The organism is Pantoea sp. MHSD4 (assembly GCF_021043305.1).
Classification (GTDB): domain Bacteria; phylum Pseudomonadota; class Gammaproteobacteria; order Enterobacterales; family Enterobacteriaceae; genus Pantoea; species Pantoea eucalypti.
This window is the reverse complement of record NZ_JAJNDH010000002.1, coordinates 377,422-399,680: the sequence shown is the minus strand read 5'-3', so window position 1 is coordinate 399,680 and position 22,259 is coordinate 377,422. Positions and strand designations below refer to the sequence as shown.

Sequence of the window (22,259 nt, the reverse complement as noted above, 5' to 3'; positions counted from 1 at the left end):
GCAGACCCCATAAAACCTGCAGACTATTTGGTTATTCAGTTAATGAAATAGTCATCACTTAATCCAGCCTGACTGCTTTCCCTGATTACCGATTGCCCTTACCTTGTCTGCTAATAATATTTTAATAAAAAATTAACCCATCCTCCCATATTGAACCCACATTATTTTATGTCTCTGGGTTATGCGCAACGCCTCACAAAAAACCACCCTGACAATTGATAATTCGCGTCGCGAAAAATATATTCACGACACAAAAATAAAAAACCACAAATATTAATTTACCTCAGGGCAGGATCTTCCATGTCTAAAAAAAACTACACATTAGCATTGATGGAAATAATAGCGCTGTCAGCAGGCGTAACGGCAATGTCATCAACGCCAGCCTATGCTGCCGGATTTGTTGACGACTCAACGCTGACAGGAAATGTTTTTTACTGGCAGCGACAGCGAGACCGAAAAGAGAGCGATCCCGCCAGTCAGCATCAGGGAGAGTACCAGGCTAATTTACACCATACTTCACTCAACAGTAACCTCGACTATCAGTCCGGCTATGCCGGGGACTGGATTGGCATGGACCTCGCCGTGTTTGGCGCCGTTGAACTTTCCAATAGCGGTCCCGCCGCACCCAATGAAATTGGCTTCAGTAAATCGCATTCCCGCTGGAATGAAAAATGGAATGGCGACAGCAGTGGCGCATCGGTTTATAAAGCCGCACTGAAATTAAAACATAACGACTACTGGTTACGCGCGGGTTATATCCAGCCAACCGGACAGACACTGATTGCGCCTCACTGGAGTTTCCTGCCCGGCACCTATCGCGGATTTGAAACGGGTGCACTTTATGATTTCCAGCAAGCAGGCGCATTATCACTCTCCTGGATGTGGACCGATAAATATAAAGCCCCCTGGTATCGTGATTTATATAATTTCCGGCAGGCTGATAATAAAACGCCTGTCAGCTACCTGCATTCATTCGGCATGAAATATGACTTCAAAAATAATCTGGTGCTTGAAGGTGCATTTGGTCAGGCCGCACATTATATGGATCAATATTTTGCCAAAGCATCCTGGTCTGCCAGCCCAGGTGGTAACGAACTGCGCACCAGCTATCAGTTTTATGGCGCACGCGACAAAGTCTCGGGGGGCGCCGCAAACCCGCGTGATGTCTATGATGGCCTGGCCTGGTTACAGGCGATCACCGTCGGTTATACCGTCGGCCCGGTGGATCTCCGACTTGAAGGCAGCTGGGTTAAAGCTGAAGGGAATCAGGGCTTTTTCCTGCAGCGCATGACGCCGGGCTACGCCACCTCCAACGGACGAATGGATATCTGGTGGGATTCGCGTTCTGACTGGAACGCCAATGGTGAAAAAGCGATCTTTGCGGGCGCGATGCTCGATTTATCGCCGTGGCAGCTGACGGGCTGGAAAGCCGGCGCATCTTACGTCTGGGGCTGGGATGCAAAACCCGCCACGCTCCCCACCGTTGACCAGAGTCAGCGACTGAGAGAGTCGGCCTGGAACCTTGATCTGATCTATCAAATCCAGCAGGGCCGGGCCAAAGACACCCAGTTCCATCTTCACTATACCCGCTACAAAAATCACAGCGACCTGCCCAGCTTCAGCAATGGATACAACAACATTTTCCAGGACGAGAAGGACATCAAATTTATTGTTATCGCGCCGTTTACGCTGTTCTGACGCCCTGCGGACTTTCGGAACTATTTTCACCATTAAGGATGAATCAACATGTTCAAGTTAAGCCTTATCGCGCTCACTCTGCTGAGCGTTACCGCCACAGGCCACGCCAGCTCGTCAGGGCAGAAGGTGGTTGATCAAATCAGCCAGTTTGGCGTGACCTATCAGGTAACAGACAACCAGGCGGGACTGCACGGTACAGATTGCGCCGCGTTAGGCGCCGATTTTGCCTCCTGTAACCGCGCCATTATCACGCTGACCAATAACGGCCCTGCACTGACCGACAAAAACTGGGCCATCTACATGAGCAACATCCGCCAGACGCTGCGGGTCGATAACGATCAGTTTACATTGACGCATCTGGTCGGAGACTTAACGCGACTGGAGCCCACAGAGAAATTCACGGGTATTGGCGCGGGCGAATCAGTGCAGATCCCCATCGTTAACGAATACTGGCAACTGTTCGTGACTGATGTGATGCCGCGCTGGTATGTCACCTCCGGTGAGGCGACGCCAAAAATTATTGCCAGCACTGACTACGAAGATCCCAGCCAGTTTGTATTGCCGCTGGATAACCACTGGCGACGCAGTGCCGATGACAATAACGTCCTGATGCAGCCTGTCAGCCGGTTTGAGAAAAACAGCGATGTCGCCACCCTGCCAGCCTCAGCATTGCGGGGGCAAATCACACCCACGCCGCTGGACGTTAAACTTCGTTCGCAGGATGCCGATCTCAGCCGTGGCGTCACCTTGTCACTGACTGGACTGAGCCGTGAAACCGCTGAGGCAGTGAGACAGCGTATGGCACTGCTTGGCCTCAAAGAATCGCCTGATGGATTCGCTATTACCACGCAGGTCAAACCGGGTCACTTTAGCGGCAAAAAAGCGATATCGGGCGCATACGACCTCGATATTACTTCCCGCCGTGCGAGCATAGTCGGCTACGACGCTGCCGGTGCGTTCTACGGTCTGATGTCGATTCTGTCACTGGTCCCCTCAGAGGGCGCGCCACGGATTGCCACGCTGGAAGCCCATGATGCGCCGCGCTTTGCTTATCGCGGTGCCTTCCTTGACGTTGCCCGTAACTTCCACAGTAAACAGGCGGTGATGCGACAGCTTGATCAGATGGCATCGTGGAAGATGAACCGTTTCCATTTCCACCTCAGTGATGATGAAGGCTGGCGGATTGAGATTCCCGGCTTACCGGAACTCACGGAAGTGGGTGCGAAACGCTGTCATGATCTTTCCGAACAAAAGTGTCTGCTGCCGCAACTGGGTTCCGGCCCCTTCAGTGATAACAATGGCAGCGGCTATTTCAGTCGCGCTGACTATATAGAGATTGTTAAATATGCGCAGGCGCGCCACATTCAGGTCATCCCGGAAATTGACATGCCCGCCCATGCCCGGGCGGCGGTCATCTCAATGGAAGCGCGCTATCAGCGGCTGATGAAGGAGGGGAAACCTGACGAGGCTAACGCCTGGCGCCTGATCGATCCGACCGATAACTCCAACACCACCTCAGTGCAGTTTTACGACCGTACCAGCTATCTCAACCCCTGCATTGAAAGTTCACAACGCTTCGTGGACAAAGTGATTGGTGAAATCAAGGCGATGCACCAGGAGGCAGGCCAGCCACTCAGCGTCTGGCATTTTGGCGGTGATGAAGCGAAGAATATCCGGCTGGGCGCAGGCTACTCTGACAAAAACAGTCCAAAACCGGGTACCGGTCTGCAAGACCTGAGCCGCGAAGATTTGCCATGGGCAAAATCACAGGCCTGTCAGGCACTGGTGAAAAGCGGCAAAGTGGAAGATCTGGCCCATCTGCCGAGCTATTTTGCCCTGACCGTGAACGAAATCGTGAACCGGCACGGTATTGGCAAAATGCAGGCCTGGCAGGATGGCCTGAAAGATGTCAAACATGCCGGAGAGTTCGCGACGCCGCGTGTCGCAGTCAACTTCTGGGATACCCTCTACTGGGGCGGTTTTGACAGCGCCGGTGACTGGTCACAGAAAGGGTACGACGTAGTCATCTCCAGCCCTGACTACCTCTATCTGGACTTCCCGTATGAAGTTAACCTACTGGAGCGCGGCTATTACTGGGGCACTCGCTTCAACGATGAGCGAAAAATCTTTGGCTTCGCACCGGACAACCTGCCGCAGAATGCTGAAACTTCGGTAGATCGCGACGGTAACGTTTTCAGCGCCAAATCCGCGAAACCCTGGAAAGGGGCTTATGGTATTTCGGCCCAGCTGTGGAGCGAGACCGTGCGCACTGACGATCAAATGGAGTACATGAACTATCCTCGCCTCCTTTCAGTCGCAGAACGCAGCTGGCACCGCGCCAGCTGGGAGCGGGACTATCAGCCGGGTGAGGAGTATACCGGTGGCAAAACACAACTTGTTGATCAGAAGGCGCTTCTGAACGACTGGCAGCGATTTGCCAACCTGCTGGGACAACGGGAACTGGCAAAACTGGATAAAGCGGGTATTGATTATCGCCTGCCCGTACCGGGAGCAAAAATTGCTGATGGTATTCTGTTGATGAACGTGGCATTGCCTGGCATTACGCTGGAATACAGCCGGGACAAGGGTGAGAACTGGCAGCGCTACGACGCCAACAGACCGCCGCAGGTCAACGGTACTGTCGCCATTCGGTCGGTGAGCAGCGATGGCCAGCGCACCAGCCGTGAGGAAACGTTGTAGTCAGCGGGAGTGAGAAAACAGGCTTAAAAGCCCGTGTTTTGGACATAAAAAAGGCCGACAGACGTCGGCCCTTTCACCTCTGAAACGGGTTCTTTTAAACCAGCTTCTCTTCGGGTACCGGCTCCACATCTGCTATCTGCTGACGGCGCTCAATAATCATGGTCTGCGGAGTGGAGAGCAGAATGCCCTCTTTACGCAGACGCGTCAGAATATCGAACAGCAGATCGCTCTTCGCTCCTGCTATCTGCCGCTGACCGGCAACATTACCGGTGACGCTCAGGACAATCCCTTGCTGGGTCAGATCTTTAAACGAAACCGATGGCTCAGGTGTTTCCAGAATACGTTCGTTTTCGTTATAAACTTCCAGCAGAATATCGCGCACCTTTACCGGATCGATATTTAGCGGGAAGGTCAGCGTAATGGTGACCACACCCTGCGCATTACCCATTGTCGCGTTGCGCACGTTCTGCGAGATAAACTGCGAGTTCGGCACAATCACGGTGGATTTGTCGCCCAGCTGAATCTCCGTGGCACGCACATTAATCCGGCGAATATCCCCTTCAATGCCGCTGATGCTCACCAGATCGCCGACTTTCACTGGCCGCTCGGTCAACAGAATCAGACCGGAGATAAAGTTCTTCACGATCTCCTGTAAGCCAAAACCGATACCAACCGACAACGCACTGACGATCCAGGCCAGCTTGTTCCACTGCAGCCCCATAATCGACAGGGTCAGCAGAATAATCAGCACATAACCGATGTTGCTGAACAGCGTCACCAGCGACACCCGCATCCCCACATCCATGGTGGTTTTTGGCAGGAAATCGGTATCAAGCCAGCGACGCACCGAACGCAGCACATAGATGCCGACAATCAGGCAAATTATCGCATTCACCATATGCGCTGGCACAATGTTCAGGGATTCGAGGCCTTTACCGCCCCAGAACTCAATGACTTTTTGCAGCAGCTCAATCGGCGTTGAAGAGGCAAAGGTGCCGTTGACCAGCGCCAGCGCCACCACCAGCACCAGGAAGGTTTTACCGATGGCCGTCAGCAGCGTAGCCGTTTGCTGCAAATGACGCTCATTGATGTTAAGTGAACTCTGAATGCGTCGACCGGTGGCATTACTGGTCGAAAAGAGACTCTCACAACCATCCTTGAGCAGGTGACTCAGGAAGTAGAACGAACCAAACAGCAGACCGCACCAGATCACTTCATAACTCAGGAAGCGCGCCAGCGTAACGTAACCGATCAGCAGCGACACGAGGATGGCAACCGCGGTCAGCGTCAGGCCCATCTGAATCAGCCCGACCAGCGTTGAGCGTGCTTCCGGCGGTGTGCCCGCTTGGGTCAGGCGACGGCGTACGCGGTTGGTGCGCATGCTGATCGCCAGTGCAGTACTGCCAATCAACAGTGCCGTCAGGCCGTTGGCAAAAATGGTGGTATTCAGACTGGTGCCGACGCTGTAGTTAAACGCCTCGACCGTCTGGAAGATAAACACCAGCACAGCGGTGATGGGTGGAAACGGCTTTAATGCCATCGCCACTTCATTGGAGATAGCCGGTAAGCGCCAGCTGGGCCTGCGGGTAGAGAGGAATGCGCGCCCCAGTCCGGCAATCAGGCCACAAAAGACGCTTAGCTGCACCAGACGATCAACAAAGTCCTGAACGTTTTCAGACACCTCATCCCGGCGCGTAAAGGCCAGAGAGAGAAAGTTAAAGGTGAGGACAACAGCCGCCAGCGTAGTCAGCGCTACCGCTGCCGCCAGGAAACTACGACGCAGCTTCCCTTCCGGCAGTTTATTAATGCTGATCCAGGCCAGAAACTCTTCGCAGTAGCGACGCCCCACCGTCATCACCAGCATTGCCGCCAGCAGCCAGAAGACACTACCCACGCGCCAGCCCGGCTCCCATGAGAGCGCGGCGGTGTCCTGCAACTCCTGCAGGAACTCCCCAATTTTCTCGCCCTCCAGATCCTGAGCGCTGAGCAGCGGTGACCAGAAGCGCGCACCGAGGATACTGCCGGAGTTAAGCGCCAGCTGGCTTTTCAGCTGATCACGACGCAGGTTAACAATCTGCGAAGAGAGCATCAGCGCGCCATTTTTAATGCCTTCGGCTTGTTTAATCTGGTCGTCGAGTTTGCTTTTCTGACTCCCCAGCGTGTTTCGCTTGCGCGTCACTTCCGGTGTTTCTTTCACACCGCTGTCGGCTTTAGGGGCCGGCCCAAGCACCTGTAACTGCGCTTCCACCTGCTGGCGATCGGGCACCAATGCCTGGCCAAGTGTATCGGCGTTACCTGACAGTTCCAGCGCCATTTCATTCAGCTGTGTCAGCTTGTTCTCGCCGGCATCGACGGAGACCTGACTTTTAATTTTATCGAGGATCTTCTGCATTTTCGGCAGTTCCACCGCAGCATTCAGCTTCGGCGGCGCATCCTGTTCCTGAGCAGGCGTGGCCGTATCATCCGCGGCCAGCGCCAGCGCCGGGGCAAACCCCACCAGCGCCAGCATTAACAATGCAAAAAAGGATCGTATAAACATATGAGTAAGATTCCGGCAGCTTAAATCAGGCGATCTTCCCTCGCCAGTCGCGCGTAGTGTAGGGCTTTGCAAGGGAGGGCAATATAGGAATAACGGGCATTTTTTGGGGCTGATTCCGGGCGGTCAGAGGCAAAAAAGGGCCTGAAGCCTCTGACCACATTCTATTCTGGCATCCTGCTCAGCCTGCAGGCAATGCCTGTCGCGCAATACAACATGTCGGCTATTTTTACTCGACGCCGGCACTGCTGGCACCATTGCTGGCGACCTGGCCCGACTTCTGTTTTTTATAAGCCAGTGCGGCCGCAGGGACCGGTGCCGCTTTACCGGTCTCGATCCAGCTACGCAGACGGTTAGCGTCGGCGAAGTGGGTATATTTGCCAAAGGCATCCAGTACCACCAGCGCCACCGGACGATTATTAATCATGGTACGCATCACCAGGCAGTGGCCTGCCTCATCCGTGTAACCGGTTTTGGTCAGCTGAATATGCCAGTCATTTTTATAGACCAGATGGTTGGTGTTGCGGAACGGCAGCGCATAGCTCGGATGAGCAAAAACCGCCGTCTCTTCTTTCGTGGTGCTAAGCGCGCCCAGCTCCGGATATTCCCGTGTGGCTTTGAGCAACTTAACCAGGTCCTGTGCACTTGAGACGTTTTGCGTCGACAAACCGGTCGGCTCGACATAGCGGGTCTGTTTCATGCCCAGCGATCGCGCTTTCGCGTTCATTGCCCGGATAAAGGCGTTATAACCGCCCGGATAGGCGTGCGCGAGACTGGCAGCAGCACGGTTTTCCGAGGACATCAGTGCCAGCAGCATCATATTACGGCGGCTGATCTGACTGTTGAGCTTCACGCGTGAGAAGACACCACGCATTTCCGGCGTCTGGCTGATATCGACAGGTATCATCTCGTTCATCGGCTGATGCGCATCCAGCACGACCATCGCCGTCATCAGCTTGGTGATCGACGCGATAGGCCTGACCCGATCCGGATGGCTGGAAAAGAGCACTTTATTGGTGGTGAGGTCGACAATCATCGCACTGCCAGAGGCGATCTGCGGCTGAGCGATAGGCGCAAGTTGCGACAGTGTGGTAGTCGCCTGCGCCGGAAGTGAAACAATCTGCCCTGAAACGAGCAGCGCCAGCGAAAGCAGAGTAAAACGAATTTTTGCAGGCATCGTAGAAAAAAACCCGGTTATGAAGATGTACTGTGTCAGACCGACACAGGCCGCCCGCCTCAGTAAACTCGCAGCGCGGGCTGGCAGCGGTATCATACCCGTAAGGTTAAGAAATTTCCTGGTGAGATTGTTTCCGGGCGTAAAAAGAGAACTGCCGCCAGAGCGGCGGCAGCGTTCTATCAGAAAAGATGCGGTCCATATCCCCACAGCACGACAGTTAATGCCAGTAACACTTCAAATACCAGCACGCCGATGGCCAGCGTTGAGCCGGAAAAGCGCAGACTCTCTTCGCGGTCGATATTCAGAAACAGGGGGATGCCGATATAGAGCAGATAGCCGGTGTAAAGCAGCGCCAGCGCACCTGCCAGCACACAGAGCCAGACCAGCGGATACAGTGCGACAAGTCCGCTCAGGAACAGCGGCGTAGCGACGTAACCGGCAAAGACCGTACAGCGCTGAACGCCGGGACGCTGAGGGTAATCCCGCGCCATCCAGTGAATCACGCGTCCCATTACCGCCACGCCACCCAGAATAATCAGATAGAATAGAATGCCCAGCCCGATCCCGGTCGCCAGGTTAAGTTGCACATATTGCCCGTCGCCCAGATTCCAGCCCAGCTGAGTTGTTCCGATAAAGGCGCAGATCACCGGGATCGCCGCCATCAGCAGAACATGATGGGTGTAATGGTGCGATACGCTTTCATTCTCTTGCTTAATATGACGCATTTCCTGGTTCGGATGCGCCAGAAGTCCCCAGACATGGTTCATACAGTCACTCCTCTGATGCGATGGGCCGCCCGGTGATGCATGCGTCTTTGGGGGCAGCGTCTTCTCAAGTATAAACGGCAGTAAAACTTTCGTGGTGACCGGACAAAAAAACAGCGTAAATAAACCCCTCCATCGTGCACGGGCGGAAGGGAGGCCAAATCGCGTATAGACTGAAAGAAACCATCACCCAATGCACAGGGAGAGTCATTTTGCATCTGGATATCAACGCATTAATTACACAGTACGGCTATCTGGCACTTTTTATTGGCTGTATTGCCGAAGGAGAAACATTTACATTGCTGGGCGGCGTGGCCGCGCATGAGGGGCTGCTGCGTTACGTGGGCGTGGTGCTGGCCGCGATGGGTGGCGGCATTGTCGGCGATCAGTTGCTCTACTGGGTAGGCCGCCGCTGGGGCACGCGCATCCTGCGCCGCTTTAAAAAGCATCAGGATAAAGTGGTCAAGGCGAACCGACTGATTAAACGCCGTCCCAGCCTGTTTGTAATTGGCGTGCGTTTTATGTATGGCTTCCGACTGATTGGCCCGATTATTATCGGTGCCAGCCGCCTTAATCCAATGAAATTTTTCATTCTTAACGTTATCGGAGCGGCCATCTGGGCCGTGATTTTCGTGACCCTCGGCTATTTCGCGGGCGGCATCATCGCGCCGTGGCTGCACAAACTCGATCAGCATCTGAAACATCTGCTGTGGCTGGTGGGCGCGGTCATCTTTGCCTTTGTGCTGCGCTGGTTCATCCGCCGCTGGCATAACCGTCGGGCCGATCAGGAATAAATGAAATAAACAACGCCGTTGCCAGCAGGCGTCACTGGCAGTGAACGTCAGCAGGATCGCCAGACACGTATCAGCGCCCGGGCACCCTGCTGACCACGTCGTCAGTTTCACCTTCCCTGTTCTACGCGCTTTCCCTTCCCTGCCTTATTCAACCTTACGTTAACCATCTGTGCCCAACCGAAGCCGCATCGAATAGCTCAGCTATAGTTAGCAGGGACACTGACAGGGAGATGAGAATGAGTAAGGTAAAACGTAAGATTGAAGACCACGGTGTCATTGGCGATTTGCGCACCTGTGCGCTGATCGCCAATGACGGCACCATTGATTATCTTTGCTGGCCTGAACTCGACAGCCCGTCGGTCTTTGCCGCCCTGCTCGATAGCGATGACGCCGGACTTTTCTCTCTGGCTCCTGACTGGCCCAATGCACGACGTCAGCAACTCTACCTGCCCGACACCAACATCCTGCAGACCCGCTGGCTGGATGATGAAGGCGTGGCAGAAATCACCGACTACATGCCGATTTGTGATGACAGGGATAAGATGCCGCGCCTGATCCGTCGGCTCAAAATGGTCCGCGGCAGTGCCACCTTTCAGATGCGCTGTTCGCCCCGCCACGACTATGCCCGGGCGCAGACCCGTGCAGAAGCGCATAATGGCTGTATCGACTTTCATGCTGAGGGCCAGCCGTCGCTGCGCCTTGCAGCCTCGGTGGTGATGACGCTGGAGGATGAGAGTGCGACAGCCCACTTCACGTTACAGCCCGGCGAATATGCGCAGTTCGAATTTGGCAGCGTGGATGATGCGCATATCGAAGCGCTGGCCACTGAACACTGCTTTGAAGAGACACTGAATTACTGGCGACACTGGAGCAGCCACAGCACCTATCAGGGACGCTGGCGTGAAATGGTGCAGCGTTCGGCGCTGGTCCTGAAGCTCCTGACTTCGTATCAGCACGGCTCCATTGCGGCGGCGGCAACGTTTGGTCTGCCTGAAGAACTGGGTGGCGAACGCAACTGGGACTATCGCGCCTCCTGGATCCGCGACGCGTCCTTCAGCATGTATGCGCTGATGCGGCTGGGTTATATCGATGAAGCTAAACACTTTACTCACTGGGTGGGTCGCTGCGTTGAAAACAGCCATCATGATGAGATGCGCCTGCAGGTGATGTACCGTCTCGACAGCGGCACTGAGTTGCATGAGATGGAATTACTGAATCTCTCCGGCTATGCCGACTCCCGACCGGTGCGCATCGGCAATGATGCCTGGCAGCAGACGCAACTCGATATCTATGGCGAACTGATGGATGCGGTCTATCTGGCCAACAAATATGGCGAGGCGATCTCTCAGCGCGGCTGGCAACATGTGGTCAAAATGATCGACTGGCTAAGCGATAACTGGGATCAGCCCGATGCCGGTATCTGGGAGATGCGCGGCGAACCGGAGCATTTCCTGCATTCACGTCTGATGTGCTGGGTAGCGATGGATCGTGCGCTGCGTCTCGGCATGAAGCGATCCCTGCCGATGCCTTACGAGCGCTGGGATCGGGCACGCCGTGAGATCCGCGAAGATATCTGGGCGAATTTCTGGAACAGCGAACGCGGTCACTTCTCTTCGACCCGGCATGGCGAATACCTTGACGCCTCCATGCTGCTGATGCCGCTGGTACGCTTTGTTGGTGCCACCGATCCGGACTGGATTGCCACACTGGATGCGATCAAAGCCAACCTGGTCAGTGATGGTATGGTGAGGCGTTACAATACGCATGAGACGCCCGCCGACGGTCTTAAAGGATCGGAAGGCTCGTTTGGCGCCTGCTCTTTCTGGTATGTCGAATGTCTGGCACGCGCAGGGCGGATTCAGGAGGCGCATTTTGAATTCGAGAAGTTGCTGAGCTACGCCAATCCGCTGGGCCTTTATGCCGAGGAGTTTGACAGTCACGGCCATGCGCTGGGGAATACACCGCAGGCGCTGACACATCTGGCGTTGATCAGTGCCGCCTTTTTCCTGAACCGCAAACTCAGTGGCGAACAGACGCAGTGGCAACCTTAATCGGTGGTAACCCCGGAAAGCCCCATTTTTACCCTCCTGATTCACGGAAATGCGCTAACATCCGCGCTGAAATTACGTAAAGTATTGCAGGGAGGTTAAAATCCCGATTCACAACGTCAGTTTAATGAACATATAATGCGCAGCAGGTCACATTGGCCAGCATGAATTCGACACACTGAACAGCCTGAAATATGGCGATAAAGAATTGTAAAATATGAAAATCATTCGCGCTTTCGCTTCAATCGCACTGGCTCTGGCGGCGTTCAGCCAGTCAGCCTTTGCTGTGGTTTACCCGTTGCCGCCGGCCAACAGCCGTCTGATCGGGGAAAATATCGAAATTACTGTTCCTGAAGACAGCAAACTGCCGCTGGAAGCTTTTGCGGCACAGTACCAGATGGGCCTCAGCAATATGCTGGAAGCCAATCCGGGCGTTGACGTTTATCTGCCAAAGGCTGGCAGCAAAATGATCATCCCACAGCAGCTGATCCTGCCTGACGCACCGCGTGAAGGCATTGTGATTAACAGCGCGGAGATGCGTCTTTACTACTACCCGAAGGGCAGCAAAACCGTCGTGGTTCTGCCAATTGGTATCGGTGAACTGGGTAAAGATACGCCGATCAGCTGGACTACCGCGGTAGAACGTAAGAAAGATGGCCCGACCTGGACGCCAACCAAAGGTATGCATGCGGACTACGCGGCTCGCGGCGAAACGCTGCCAGCGGTGTTCCCGGCAGGCCCGGATAACCCAATGGGCCTTTACGCGCTTTACATTGGTCGTCTCTATGCGATTCACGGCACCAACGCCAACTTCGGCATCGGCCTGCGCGTGAGCCATGGCTGTGTGCGTCTGCGTGCTGACGATATCAAATGGCTGTATCAGAATGTGCCGGTTGGCACACGCGTACAGTTCGTTGATCAGCCCGTGAAAGCGACTGTAGAGCCGGACGGTTCACGTTATGTGGAAGTGCATAACCCACTGTCGACCACTGAAGAGCAGTTCAACTCACGTGAGCTGGTGCCGATTACCCTGACTCAGGCCGTGAGCAAAATTGTGGTTGATGCCAGCGTGAATCAGGATCAGGTTAATGCCGCGATTCAGAGCCGTACCGGTATGCCAGTAAAAGTGAATGGTGTGGAAAACAATGTCCAGACTGCGCCGATTCCGGTACCCGAAAATTCACAGGCTGCTCCTCAGGAAGAGCCAATGACGCCGGTAACGCCACAGGGTGCAAGCAGCGATGCTACTCAGCCGCAGCAGCCGCAGCAGCCAGCCACTGAGCCAGCTGCACCTGCCGCGCCGGTAACACCTGCAGCGCCAGCAGCAGCGGCAAATACCAGCTCGTAATTGTCACTCTGCCTTCTGAAGCCAGCGCCTGTCGCTGGCTTTTTTATTGCCTGCATAAAGGCAAATTGACGAATATTTCTCCTCTCCTTCCCCACGTGACCATCATTAATCTGTCATATAAAGCGCGTATCACACTCCGTTAACCCGATGCATATCAGCATCCGGCATCAGCCATATGAGGTACACCATGAGCGAAAACAGTCTCTCCTCCTCATCAGCCCAGGGACGGCCCGATTTCAACGGCAAGGGCAGTCGCTTCAGCAAGCCGCTATTTTTTATTCTGCTGGTCGCCGGACTGGCCTTCGCCGGACTCAACCTGGTCAATGACGTCGAACAGACCAATATGCCGGTCACCAGCTATCTGCCGTTCTTTCTGCTGGGACTGGCGTTGCTGATTGCGCTCGGCTTTGAGTTCGTCAACGGTTTCCACGATACCGCCAATGCAGTTGCTACAGTGATTTACACTCACTCGCTCACGCCCGGCGTCGCGGTGGTCTGGTCCGGTTTCTGTAACTTTATGGGCGTGCTGCTCTCCAGCGGCGTGGTTGCATTTGGCATTATCTCGCTGCTGCCGGTCGAGCTGATCCTGCAGGCCAGCAGCGGCAACGGCTTCGCCATGGTCTATGCGTTGCTTTTCTCCGCCATTATCTGGAATCTCGGCACCTGGTATTTCGGCCTGCCGTCGTCGTCGTCGCATACCCTGATTGGCTCGATTATTGGCGTCGGGGTTGCCAACGCCATGCTGCACGGGCGCAGCGGTGTGAGCGGCGTAGACTGGGATCAGGCGCTGAAGGTGGGCTACGCTCTGCTACTGTCACCGGTGGTCGGCTTTGTCTGCGCCGGGCTGTTGCTCTGGGTAATGAAGATCTTTATCCGCAATCGGCAGCTTTATCAGGCGCCAAAAAGCGATCAACCACCACCGGTCTGGATTCGTGGCCTGCTAATCCTGACCTGTACCGGCGTCTCATTTGCGCACGGCTCCAACGATGGGCAGAAAGGGATGGGGCTGATTATGCTGATCCTGGTCGGTACCATGCCGATCGCCTACGCCCTCAACCGATCGCTGCCTGCCGATCAGATCCCACGCGTAGCCGCGCTGACTGAAGTGACCGCGCATCAGCTGTTGCAGCTGCAACCGGCGACGGCGAACCCGCCGGCGGCCCGCGACGTGCTGACCGGCTTTGTCGGCAGTAACCAGATGAATGCCGATGTGTTGCCGGCGCTGGCGAGGACGCTGAACGAGGTAGGCGATCAGATTCGCCGTTACGGCTCCATGGACAATATTCCTGCTCAGGCGGTGACCAACACCCGCAACCAGATGTATCTGGCCTCAGAGTCGATTAAGCATCTGCAAAACACGAAAGTTGCAATGCCACAGGAGACGGAACGCAACCTTAAGGCGGTGAAAGCGGAACTCGACAGCGCCACCCGCTTTATCCCGATGTGGGTGAAAGTGGTGGTGGCGATTGCGCTGGGTCTTGGCACCATGGTGGGCTGGCGCAGAATTGTGGTGACAGTGGGAGAACGAATTGGGAAAACGCACCTGAGCTATGCGCAGGGTGCCAGCGCCGAACTGGTGGCGATGATGACGATAGGCGCAGCGGATGGCTTTGGCCTGCCGGTGTCGACTACACATGTGCTGTCGTCTGGCGTGGCAGGCACCATGGCGGCCAACCGCTCAGGTCTGCAGTTTTCAACCTTGCGTAATCTGGCTGTCGCCTGGATATTAACACTGCCGGTTTCTATTCTGCTTTCCGCCCTGCTCTACTGGCTGTTTACCCATTTCTGATGCATCTCTGGCTCACCACCAGTCAGGGGGTGAGCCAATGCTGACCATAATCAGGCGCTGAGCCGTTGTTGCCCATAGAGCCGCAGCGTAATCAGTAATGCGCCCAGCACCATCATCGCAGCAGCCAGATAAACCGACTGCATTCCCCAGTGTCCGATAAACAGTCCCGCCACCGGGCCGGTTAAACCCAGCCCAAGATCGAGGAAAGCGGAATAGGTTCCCAGCGCCGAGCCCTGATCCTGACGCTCAACCCTTTTTACCGCCTCAACACCCAGCGCCGGAAAGACCAGCGAAAAACCGCTGCCGGTCAGGAATGCGCCCACGCCCACCAGCCAGGCGCTATCCGCCTGCCAGATAATCAGCAGTCCCAGACACTCCAGCAGAAAAGAGAATAGCGACACACGCAATCCACCAAAGCGGGTAATAAAGCGACCAAACCCCAGCCGCACCAGCACAAAACCCAGGCTGAACAGCGTTAGCGCATAGGCTGCGCCCTGCCAGTCACGACTGGCAAAATAGAGGGTAATAAAGGTCGCGATGACGCCAAAACCGATCGTGCCGAAGCCCAGCGCCAGACCATAAAGCCAGACGCGGGAGAAGACGCGGTGAAACGGAATGCGCTCGCCGACGCTGACGGTGACCGACGGTTTGCGGCTGGCCATCAGATAACCGGCGACGCCCATCAGCGCAATCAGTCCGGCAAATCCACTCATGCCAAATTGATTGTTGAGCAGCACGCCCAGCGGTGCACCCACAGCCATCGCCAGATACGTGGCGACACCGTTCCAGGAGATGACGCGCGCGGTCTGCAACGGCCCGACGATATTCATGCCCCACAGCGTAGAGCCCGTGCTGCTGAAGCTTTCGCCTACCCCGAGAAACAGTCGCCCGATAGCCAGCAGCGCCAGACTCAGCCACGGCCAGCTGCTCAGCATTGCGGCCACGATAGTCAGCACCCCGCTCATGCCGCAGCAGAGCAGTCCCAGCATCACCACCCGTTTTGGCCCCAGCCGATCGGCCAGACGGCCCGACTGCGGACGACTGAGCAGCGTCGCAAAATATTGAATGCTGATAATCAGTCCGGCAATAAAGGAGCTGAAGCCAAGATGATTTTTGACAAAGCCCGGCAGTACGGCCAGCGGCAGTCCGACGGAGAGATAACAGAAGAAAGTGAAGATAATAACGGAGAGGATTCGTTTGTTGAGCTGGCTGTTGCTCAGTACAGCGGTGTCAGACATAGCAGGCTAGTGGTATAGGAAATTTTGCCCACTATACCGTCAGGTCGCGAAGGGGTCGCCTGATTTTTTATCACAAACCGTGAACAATCGCGTGACGATCGATTGCCTGCGCAATATCGCCGGAGTTTTTTAACGCGCGGATTTCACTGAATAAGCCATCGGCTTCGCCATAGGCTTTGCGCAGATAACCCAGCCACTGTTTGATACGCGCCACGTGATAGAGGCCGGTATCGCCCTGCTTCTCCAGCCGGCTGTACTTCTGCAGTAACCGCACCACATCCGTCCAGGACATCGGTGGTTCGTTGTATTTCACCACCCGGCTCAGGTTGGGGATGTTCAGTGCACCACGGCCAATCATTACCGCACTGCAGCCCGTCACTGCCATACAATTTTGCGCGCTTTGCCAGTCCCAGATCTCGCCGTTGGCAATCACCGGAATGCGCAGCCGCTGACGAATCTCGCCAATTGCCTGCCAGTTGATCGCCTCTGCGCGATAGCCTTCTTCTTTGGTCCGCCCATGCACCGTCAGCTCGCTGGCTCCCGCCTGCTGAACCGCATCGGCAATCTCCAGACTGCGGGCACTGGAATCCCAGCCGAGCCGCACTTTTACCGTTACCGGTAAATCCGCAGGGACGGCTTCACGCATCGCTTTCGCGCCGCGATAAATCAGATCGGGATCTTTAAGAAGGGTCGCGCCGCCTCCGCTGCCGTTGACCAGTTTAGAGGGACACCCACAGTTGAGATCAACACCCCAGGAACCCAGCTCCACCGCGCGTGCGGCGTTCTCGGCTAACCATTCGGGATGCTGCCCCAGCAGCTGCATACGCACCCGCGTGCCTGAAGGCGTGCGGCTGGCGTTATGCAGTTCGGGGCAGAGACGGTAGAAAGATTTTACCGGCAGCAGTTGATCGACCACGCGCAAAAACTCAGTGATGCAGAGATCGTAGTCGTTCACTTCCGATAACAGCTGGCGCACCAGTGAATCCAGCACGCCCTCCATCGGCGCCAGTAAAACCCTCATACTCAGACGTTACCGGTACGCTTCGCGGCTGCCGGACGACGCGGACGCGACGCGGGCTTATCGCCCTGAGGCGCGGCCTGGCTCTGACGACGCGCCTGAGGACGCTTGTCGCCGGATGAAGATGAACGCGATGCGCCTGCACCCTGTCCGCCCTGACCACGACCCCGGCCGCCGCCACCTGCACCGCCGCGAGACTGCTGCTGACGACCATTAATGATCGGCTCCGCTTTGATGCTCGGATCGGGTTCATAACCTTCAACGGCCAGACGCGGGATTTCACGCTTCAGCAGACGCTCAATATCACGCAGCAGTTTATGCTCATCGACGCAGACCAGCGACAGTGCGACACCGGTCGCGGCTGCACGACCTGTACGGCCAATACGGTGAACATAATCTTCGGCGACGTTAGGCAGCTCGTAGTTCACGACGTGTGGCAGCTCTTCAATATCCAGGCCACGGGCCGCGATATCGGTCGCAACCAGCACGCGAATACCGCCTGACTTAAAGTCGGCCAGCGCACGGGTACGTGCACCCTGGCTCTTGTTGCCATGAATGGCTGCAGCGCTGATGCCATCTTTGCCCAGTTGCTCGGCAAGGTGGTTCGCGCCGTGTTTGGTACGGGTGAAGACCAGCACCTGCTGCCAGTTACCTTCGCCAATCAGCTGCGACAACAGTTCACGCTTGCGCTTCTTATCAACGAAAGCCACCTGCTGCGCAACCTGCTCAGAGGCGGTGTTGCGGCGAGCCACTTCAATCATTTCCGGATTGGTCAGCAGTTTCTCAGCCAGACCTTTAATCTCATCAGAGAAGGTGGCAGAGAACAGCAGGTTCTGACGTTTCGCCGGCAGGCGCGCCAGCACACGACGGATATCATGGATAAAGCCCATATCCAGCATGCGGTCCGCTTCATCCAGCACCAGAACTTCGACCTGTGACAGGTCAACGGCATTCTGTTGCGCCAGATCCAGCAGGCGGCCTGGTGTTGCGACCAGAATATCAACGCCGCCACGCAGCTTGACCATCTGGGGATTGATGCTGACACCACCAAACACCACCATCGAACGCAGCGAAAGATACTTGCTGTAGTCGCTGACGTTTTCACCGACCTGCGCCGCGAGTTCACGGGTTGGGGTCAGGATCAGGGCGCGCACCGGGCGACGACCGCGGATTGGCGTGGCAGTGGCTGAGAGTTTCTGTAACAGCGGTAAAGTAAAGCCGGCCGTTTTGCCGGTGCCGGTCTGGGCACTCGCCAGCAGATCGCGGCCAGCCAGCACCACAGGAATCGCCTGGCGCTGGATAGGTGTAGGTTCGCTGTAGCCTTGTTCGGCGACCGCGCGCAAAATATCGGCACTCAGGCCGAGAGAGTCAAAAGACATTACGTGATTTACTCCGGTCCGCTCTGGCCGTGATTCACGGTGTAGTTTTCAGAGGGATAATGACGCCAGCTGGGGCTGACGCGTGAAAAGGGCACAAACTACGATGCGTAAGCGAGCGAGTGTATCAGCTTTATAGACAGTGTGCGAGATAGCTCACATTTACTGACACAACTTAACCGCCTGAAAACAGGAAGGCCACCTTCCGGTGGCCTTCAACTTAACTACGTTTGTTTTCGATTCGCCGCGGCGGCTCTTTCGCCAGCAGCGAGACCAGCGCCGGACCCAGCAACATCACTACGCCGAGACAGGCCAGCAGCAGGTTGTTGTGGTAAATTCGCGACACCAGGAACAGTGTCATCATGGCAGCGCCAAAGTAGTAAGTGGTGGTCGCTTCTTCAAGATAATCGCCGAGAGTACGTAAACGTGGGATGCGCTGTGTTACCAGCATGGCAACAAAAACCAGTGCATACATCGCCACCAGCGTACTGCAGACATCAACCAGAGCCTTGTGCTTCCAGCCCCAGATCAGCGCAGCGATCACCAGTAAATGCATAGCAATATGCAATAACGTTTGACCCGTGATGATTTGAATACGATTAGACCATTTCATTCAGTTCTCCTGGCAGACCCAACAGGTCGCCCAAGTGCTACCGGCAGAAGCCGGAAACGATTTCCTCAATGTAAAACAATTTTCGGATAACGCCCTAATTATTGCCCTCTTTCACCACCCATTTGTGACAAAGACTACACTTTGATTCTGATGATGATGAAAAGGAGTGCGTCGCGAGTATGCCACAAAACACGCAAGGATTTTCAATAAAAGTCCTGACGATCAATACACACAAGGGTTTCGCCCCGTTTAATCGCCGATTCATCCTGCCCGAATTACGCGACGCCGTTCGCGCAACAGAGGCGGATGTGGTCTTTCTCCAGGAGGTAATGGGCACGCATGCTATCCACGCCCTTAATCATGAGGCGTGGCCCGATTCTCCGCATTATGAGTTTCTGGCCGACACCATATGGAACGATTTCGCCTATGGGCGAAATGCGGTCTATCCGGAGGGACATCATGGCAATGCGGTGCTGTCACGCTTCCCCATCACCGAATATGAAAACCGGGATATCTCGGTGGCAGGCAGTGAAAATCGCGGCATGCTGCATTGCCAGATTGCCCTGCCGGAACCGCACGGCACGCTGCATGTCATCTGCGTACATCTGGGCCTGAAAGAAGCGCATCGTCACGCGCAGATGAAGAAAATATGTGAAATGGTTAACTCGCTGCCGCCCGACGCACCGGTCGTCGTGGCGGGTGATTTCAACGACTGGCAGCGACGCGCTAACTCAATTTTAAAACAGGGTGCGGGTTTGAAAGAGGTATTCAGCATGAAAACCGGACGCCCGGCGCGGACCTTTCCGGCACGCTTCCCGATCCTGCGACTTGACCGCATCTATGTGCGCAACGCCACGGTCAGTCATCCGTGGGCGCTGCCACGTAAACCCTGGTCACATCTGTCGGACCATGCACCGCTGGCCGTGGAGATCCACCTATGAATTTTAGCTGGCAGGAAGGCAACCGGCTGCTGTTGCTGGAAAATGGCGAAGCGTTTTTCCCGCGCGTCTTTGGCGCGATTCAGCGGGCAGAACGCACGGTATTAATTGAAACCTTTATTCTGTTTGAGGATGAGGTAGGCAACGCTCTGCACCGTGAGCTGCTGGCTGCGGCACAGCGCGGCGTGCGGGTTGAAGTAATGGTCGATGGTTATGGCTCCGCTGAACTCTCAGATAAATTTGTGAACAGCCTGACCAGCGCGGGCGTACGTTTCATCTATTACGATCCCCGTCCGCTGGTGATGGGGATGCGCACCAACGTATTCCGCCGTCTGCACCGCAAAACCGTGGTGGTGGATGATGTCGTCGCCTTTGTGGGCGGCATCAACTTCTCGGCTGAGCACAACACCGATTATGGCCCGGAGGCAAAACAGGATTACTCAGTGCAGGTCAAAGGCCCGGTTGTGGCCGACATCGCACGCTATCTGCAACAGGCGATTGGCAGCGAGCAGCCTACCCGCCGCTGGTGGGGCTCGCGTTCTCATCGTCCGGCAGTGAACGCTACACCTGGCGATGCCCAGGTACTCTATGTCTATCGCGATAACGACGAGCATCGCGACGACATCGAAGTGCATTATCTGGAGATGCTGCGCGAGGCGAAGCGGGATGTCATTATTGCCAACGCCTACTTCTTTCCTGGCTACCGGCTGCTGCGTGAGATGCGTAATGCCGCACAGCGTGGCGTCCGGGTACGCCTGATCGTTCAGGGCGAGCCAGATATGCCGATAGTAAAAGTGGGTGCGGAGCTGCTCTATAACTATCTGGTCGATGGCGGCGTCGAAGTGTATGAATATATTCGTCGTCCGCTGCACGGCAAGATTGCTGTAAAAGACGATCACTGGGCCACCGTCGGCTCCAGCAATCTCGATCCGCTCAGCCTCTCTTTAAACCTGGAAGCCAACCTGATCATTCACGATCATCCCTTTAATCAGACGCTGCGTGACAACCTCGAAGCGCTGCTGGCCAACGATTGCAAGCGCGTCCAGGAGGAGCACCTGCCACCGCGAAACTGGTGGCAACTGAGTAAAAGCGTGGTGGTGTTTCACTTCCTGCGCCATTTCCCGGCCATCGCGGGCTGGCTTCCGGCGCATACGCCCTTGCTGGCTCAGGTGAGTCCGCCGGTACAACCTGAAATGGAAACGCAGGATCGCGTTGAAGCTGATAATCCGGGAGCAAAATCCTGATGGCAAAAAAACATCCACGCTGGCAACTGGCGAAAAAAATCCTCACCGTACTGTTTTTCATCGCGGTGGTGGTTTTGCTGGTGGTTTATGCCCGCAAAGTGAACTGGGAAGATGTTTATAACGTCATCGTTAATTACAACCGTTTTGTGGTGCTGACCGCCGCCGGACTGGTGGTGCTGAGTTACCTGGTGTATGGCTGCTATGACCTGATTGGCCGCGCCTACTGCGGCCACAAACTGGCGAAGCGTCAGGTGATGCTGGTGTCGTTTATCTGTTATGCCTTTAACCTGACGCTGAGCACCTGGGTCGGCGGCGTAGCGATGCGCTACCGGCTTTACTCCAGACTCGGTCTCGATAGCGGCACCATCACCCGCATCTTCTCCCTGAGCATCGCGACCAACTGGCTGGGCTATATTCTGCTGGCAGGCGTGGTGTTCAGTGCGGGCATGGTCTCGATCCCCAGCGGCTGGTTTATCGGCGAGACCACACTGCGGCTGATTGGCGGGGTTCTGCTGGTGCTGGTGGCGGTTTATCTCTGGGCCTGCGCTTTCTCAAAGCAGCGGCGCTGGACGGTAAAAGGCCAGACGCTGCAGCTGCCTTCGCTGCGCATGGCGCTGCTGCAGTTCGCAGTGTCCTGCGCCAACTGGATGGTGATGGGCGCGATTATCTGGCTGCTGCTGGGACGTGACACAGGCTATCCGATGGTGCTGGGCGTGCTGCTGATCAGCAGTATCGCGGGCGTAATCGTGCATATTCCGGCGGGTATTGGCGTGCTGGAAGCGGTTTTCCTGGCGCTGCTCAGCGGTCAGCACGTCTCGCATGGCACCATTATTGCGGGGCTGCTGGCGTATCGCGTGCTCTACTTTATCCTGCCGCTGCTGTTAGCGCTGGTGCTCTATCTGGGGCTGGAGAGTCGGGCGAAGCATCTGCGTCAGAAGAACGAACAGAAATTGCAGAAGTCGTAAAAAAAGGGAGGCG

At 55.7% G+C, this 22,259-nt stretch carries 16 protein-coding genes; 9 read left to right on the top strand and 7 right to left on the bottom strand.

The annotated features are described in order from the left end of the window. Positions 1-300: 300 nt before the first annotated feature. Both chiP and LQK91_RS08715 read left to right on the top strand, forming a co-directional pair. The gene (gene chiP, locus LQK91_RS08720) at positions 301-1,698 is read left to right on the top strand and encodes a chitoporin ChiP (protein WP_105099381.1); all 1,398 of its coding nucleotides are present in this window, start codon (positions 301-303) and stop codon (positions 1,696-1,698) included. Positions 1,699-1,746: 48 nt separating this feature from the next. After that, positions 1,747-4,398, top strand: coding sequence for a beta-N-acetylhexosaminidase (locus LQK91_RS08715; protein WP_105099382.1), 2,652 nt, complete (start codon positions 1,747-1,749; stop codon positions 4,396-4,398). Between the two features lie 94 nt (positions 4,399-4,492). On the opposite strand, the gene LQK91_RS08710 is transcribed toward LQK91_RS08715, so the two are convergent. The 3 genes from LQK91_RS08710 to LQK91_RS08700 form a co-directional block, all read right to left on the bottom strand. Further along, positions 4,493-6,937, bottom strand: a complete 2,445-nt coding sequence (locus LQK91_RS08710; RefSeq protein WP_008925066.1) for a DUF3772 domain-containing protein — start codon at positions 6,935-6,937, stop codon at positions 4,493-4,495. A gap of 226 nt (positions 6,938-7,163) precedes the next feature. Beyond that, positions 7,164-8,111 (bottom strand): D-alanyl-D-alanine endopeptidase, encoded by a 948-nt coding sequence (pbpG, locus tag LQK91_RS08705; RefSeq protein ID WP_003851808.1) that lies wholly within the window; start codon positions 8,109-8,111, stop codon positions 7,164-7,166. 179 nt (positions 8,112-8,290) lie between these two features. Next, positions 8,291-8,878 carry a Yip1 family protein gene (locus LQK91_RS08700; RefSeq protein WP_008925064.1) on the bottom strand — a complete coding sequence of 196 codons (588 nt, stop codon included), beginning with the start codon at positions 8,876-8,878 and terminating at the stop codon, positions 8,291-8,293. A 209-nt stretch (positions 8,879-9,087) separates the two neighbouring features. On the opposite strand from LQK91_RS08700, the gene LQK91_RS08695 reads away from it, so the two are divergent. From LQK91_RS08695 to LQK91_RS08680, 4 genes are all read left to right on the top strand, one after another. Next, positions 9,088-9,669 (top strand): DedA family protein, encoded by a 582-nt coding sequence (locus LQK91_RS08695; RefSeq protein WP_105099383.1) that lies wholly within the window; start codon positions 9,088-9,090, stop codon positions 9,667-9,669. Positions 9,670-9,905: 236 nt separating this feature from the next. Next, the gene (locus LQK91_RS08690; RefSeq protein WP_039659229.1) at positions 9,906-11,720 is read left to right on the top strand and encodes a glycoside hydrolase family 15 protein; all 1,815 of its coding nucleotides are present in this window, start codon (positions 9,906-9,908) and stop codon (positions 11,718-11,720) included. A gap of 214 nt (positions 11,721-11,934) precedes the next feature. Continuing rightward, positions 11,935-13,065 (top strand): L,D-transpeptidase family protein, encoded by a 1,131-nt coding sequence (locus tag LQK91_RS08685; RefSeq protein WP_105099384.1) that lies wholly within the window; start codon positions 11,935-11,937, stop codon positions 13,063-13,065. A gap of 187 nt (positions 13,066-13,252) precedes the next feature. After that, positions 13,253-14,854 carry an inorganic phosphate transporter gene (locus tag LQK91_RS08680; protein ID WP_003851818.1) on the top strand — a complete coding sequence of 534 codons (1,602 nt, stop codon included), beginning with the start codon at positions 13,253-13,255 and terminating at the stop codon, positions 14,852-14,854. A gap of 50 nt (positions 14,855-14,904) precedes the next feature. On the opposite strand, the gene LQK91_RS08675 is transcribed toward LQK91_RS08680, so the two are convergent. The 4 genes from LQK91_RS08675 to LQK91_RS08660 form a co-directional block, all read right to left on the bottom strand. Further along, entirely contained in the window at positions 14,905-16,092 is a 1,188-nt protein-coding gene (locus tag LQK91_RS08675) for an MFS transporter (protein ID WP_008925062.1), read from the bottom strand. Positions 16,093-16,162: 70 nt separating this feature from the next. After that, a complete protein-coding gene (gene dusC / locus LQK91_RS08670) occupies positions 16,163-17,113 on the bottom strand; it encodes a tRNA dihydrouridine(16) synthase DusC (RefSeq protein WP_003851824.1) in 951 nt (316 codons plus the stop codon). Between the two features lie 2 nt (positions 17,114-17,115). After that, positions 17,116-18,489 carry an ATP-dependent RNA helicase RhlE gene (rhlE, locus tag LQK91_RS08665; protein ID WP_003851827.1) on the bottom strand — a complete coding sequence of 458 codons (1,374 nt, stop codon included), beginning with the start codon at positions 18,487-18,489 and terminating at the stop codon, positions 17,116-17,118. Between the two features lie 217 nt (positions 18,490-18,706). Beyond that, on the bottom strand, positions 18,707-19,099 hold the full coding sequence (locus tag LQK91_RS08660) for a YbhQ family protein (protein ID WP_003851829.1): 393 nt from the start codon (positions 19,097-19,099) through the stop codon (positions 18,707-18,709). A 179-nt stretch (positions 19,100-19,278) separates the two neighbouring features. Here LQK91_RS08660 and LQK91_RS08655 point away from each other — a divergent pair, with 179 nt between their 5' ends. From LQK91_RS08655 to LQK91_RS08645, 3 genes are read left to right on the top strand one after another with little or no spacing between them, the layout of a single operon-like run. After that, the gene (locus LQK91_RS08655; protein ID WP_003851831.1) at positions 19,279-20,040 is read left to right on the top strand and encodes an endonuclease/exonuclease/phosphatase family protein; all 762 of its coding nucleotides are present in this window, start codon (positions 19,279-19,281) and stop codon (positions 20,038-20,040) included. Further along, complete coding sequence (clsB, locus tag LQK91_RS08650; RefSeq protein WP_003851832.1) at positions 20,037-21,281, top strand: cardiolipin synthase ClsB; 1,245 nt, start codon at positions 20,037-20,039, stop codon at positions 21,279-21,281. The genes LQK91_RS08655 and clsB overlap by 4 nt, the downstream gene beginning before the upstream one ends. Continuing rightward, positions 21,281-22,246, top strand: a complete 966-nt coding sequence (locus LQK91_RS08645) for a lysylphosphatidylglycerol synthase domain-containing protein (RefSeq protein WP_003851834.1) — start codon at positions 21,281-21,283, stop codon at positions 22,244-22,246. Before clsB ends, LQK91_RS08645 begins: the two co-directional genes overlap by 1 nt. Positions 22,247-22,259: the final 13 nt, after the last annotated feature.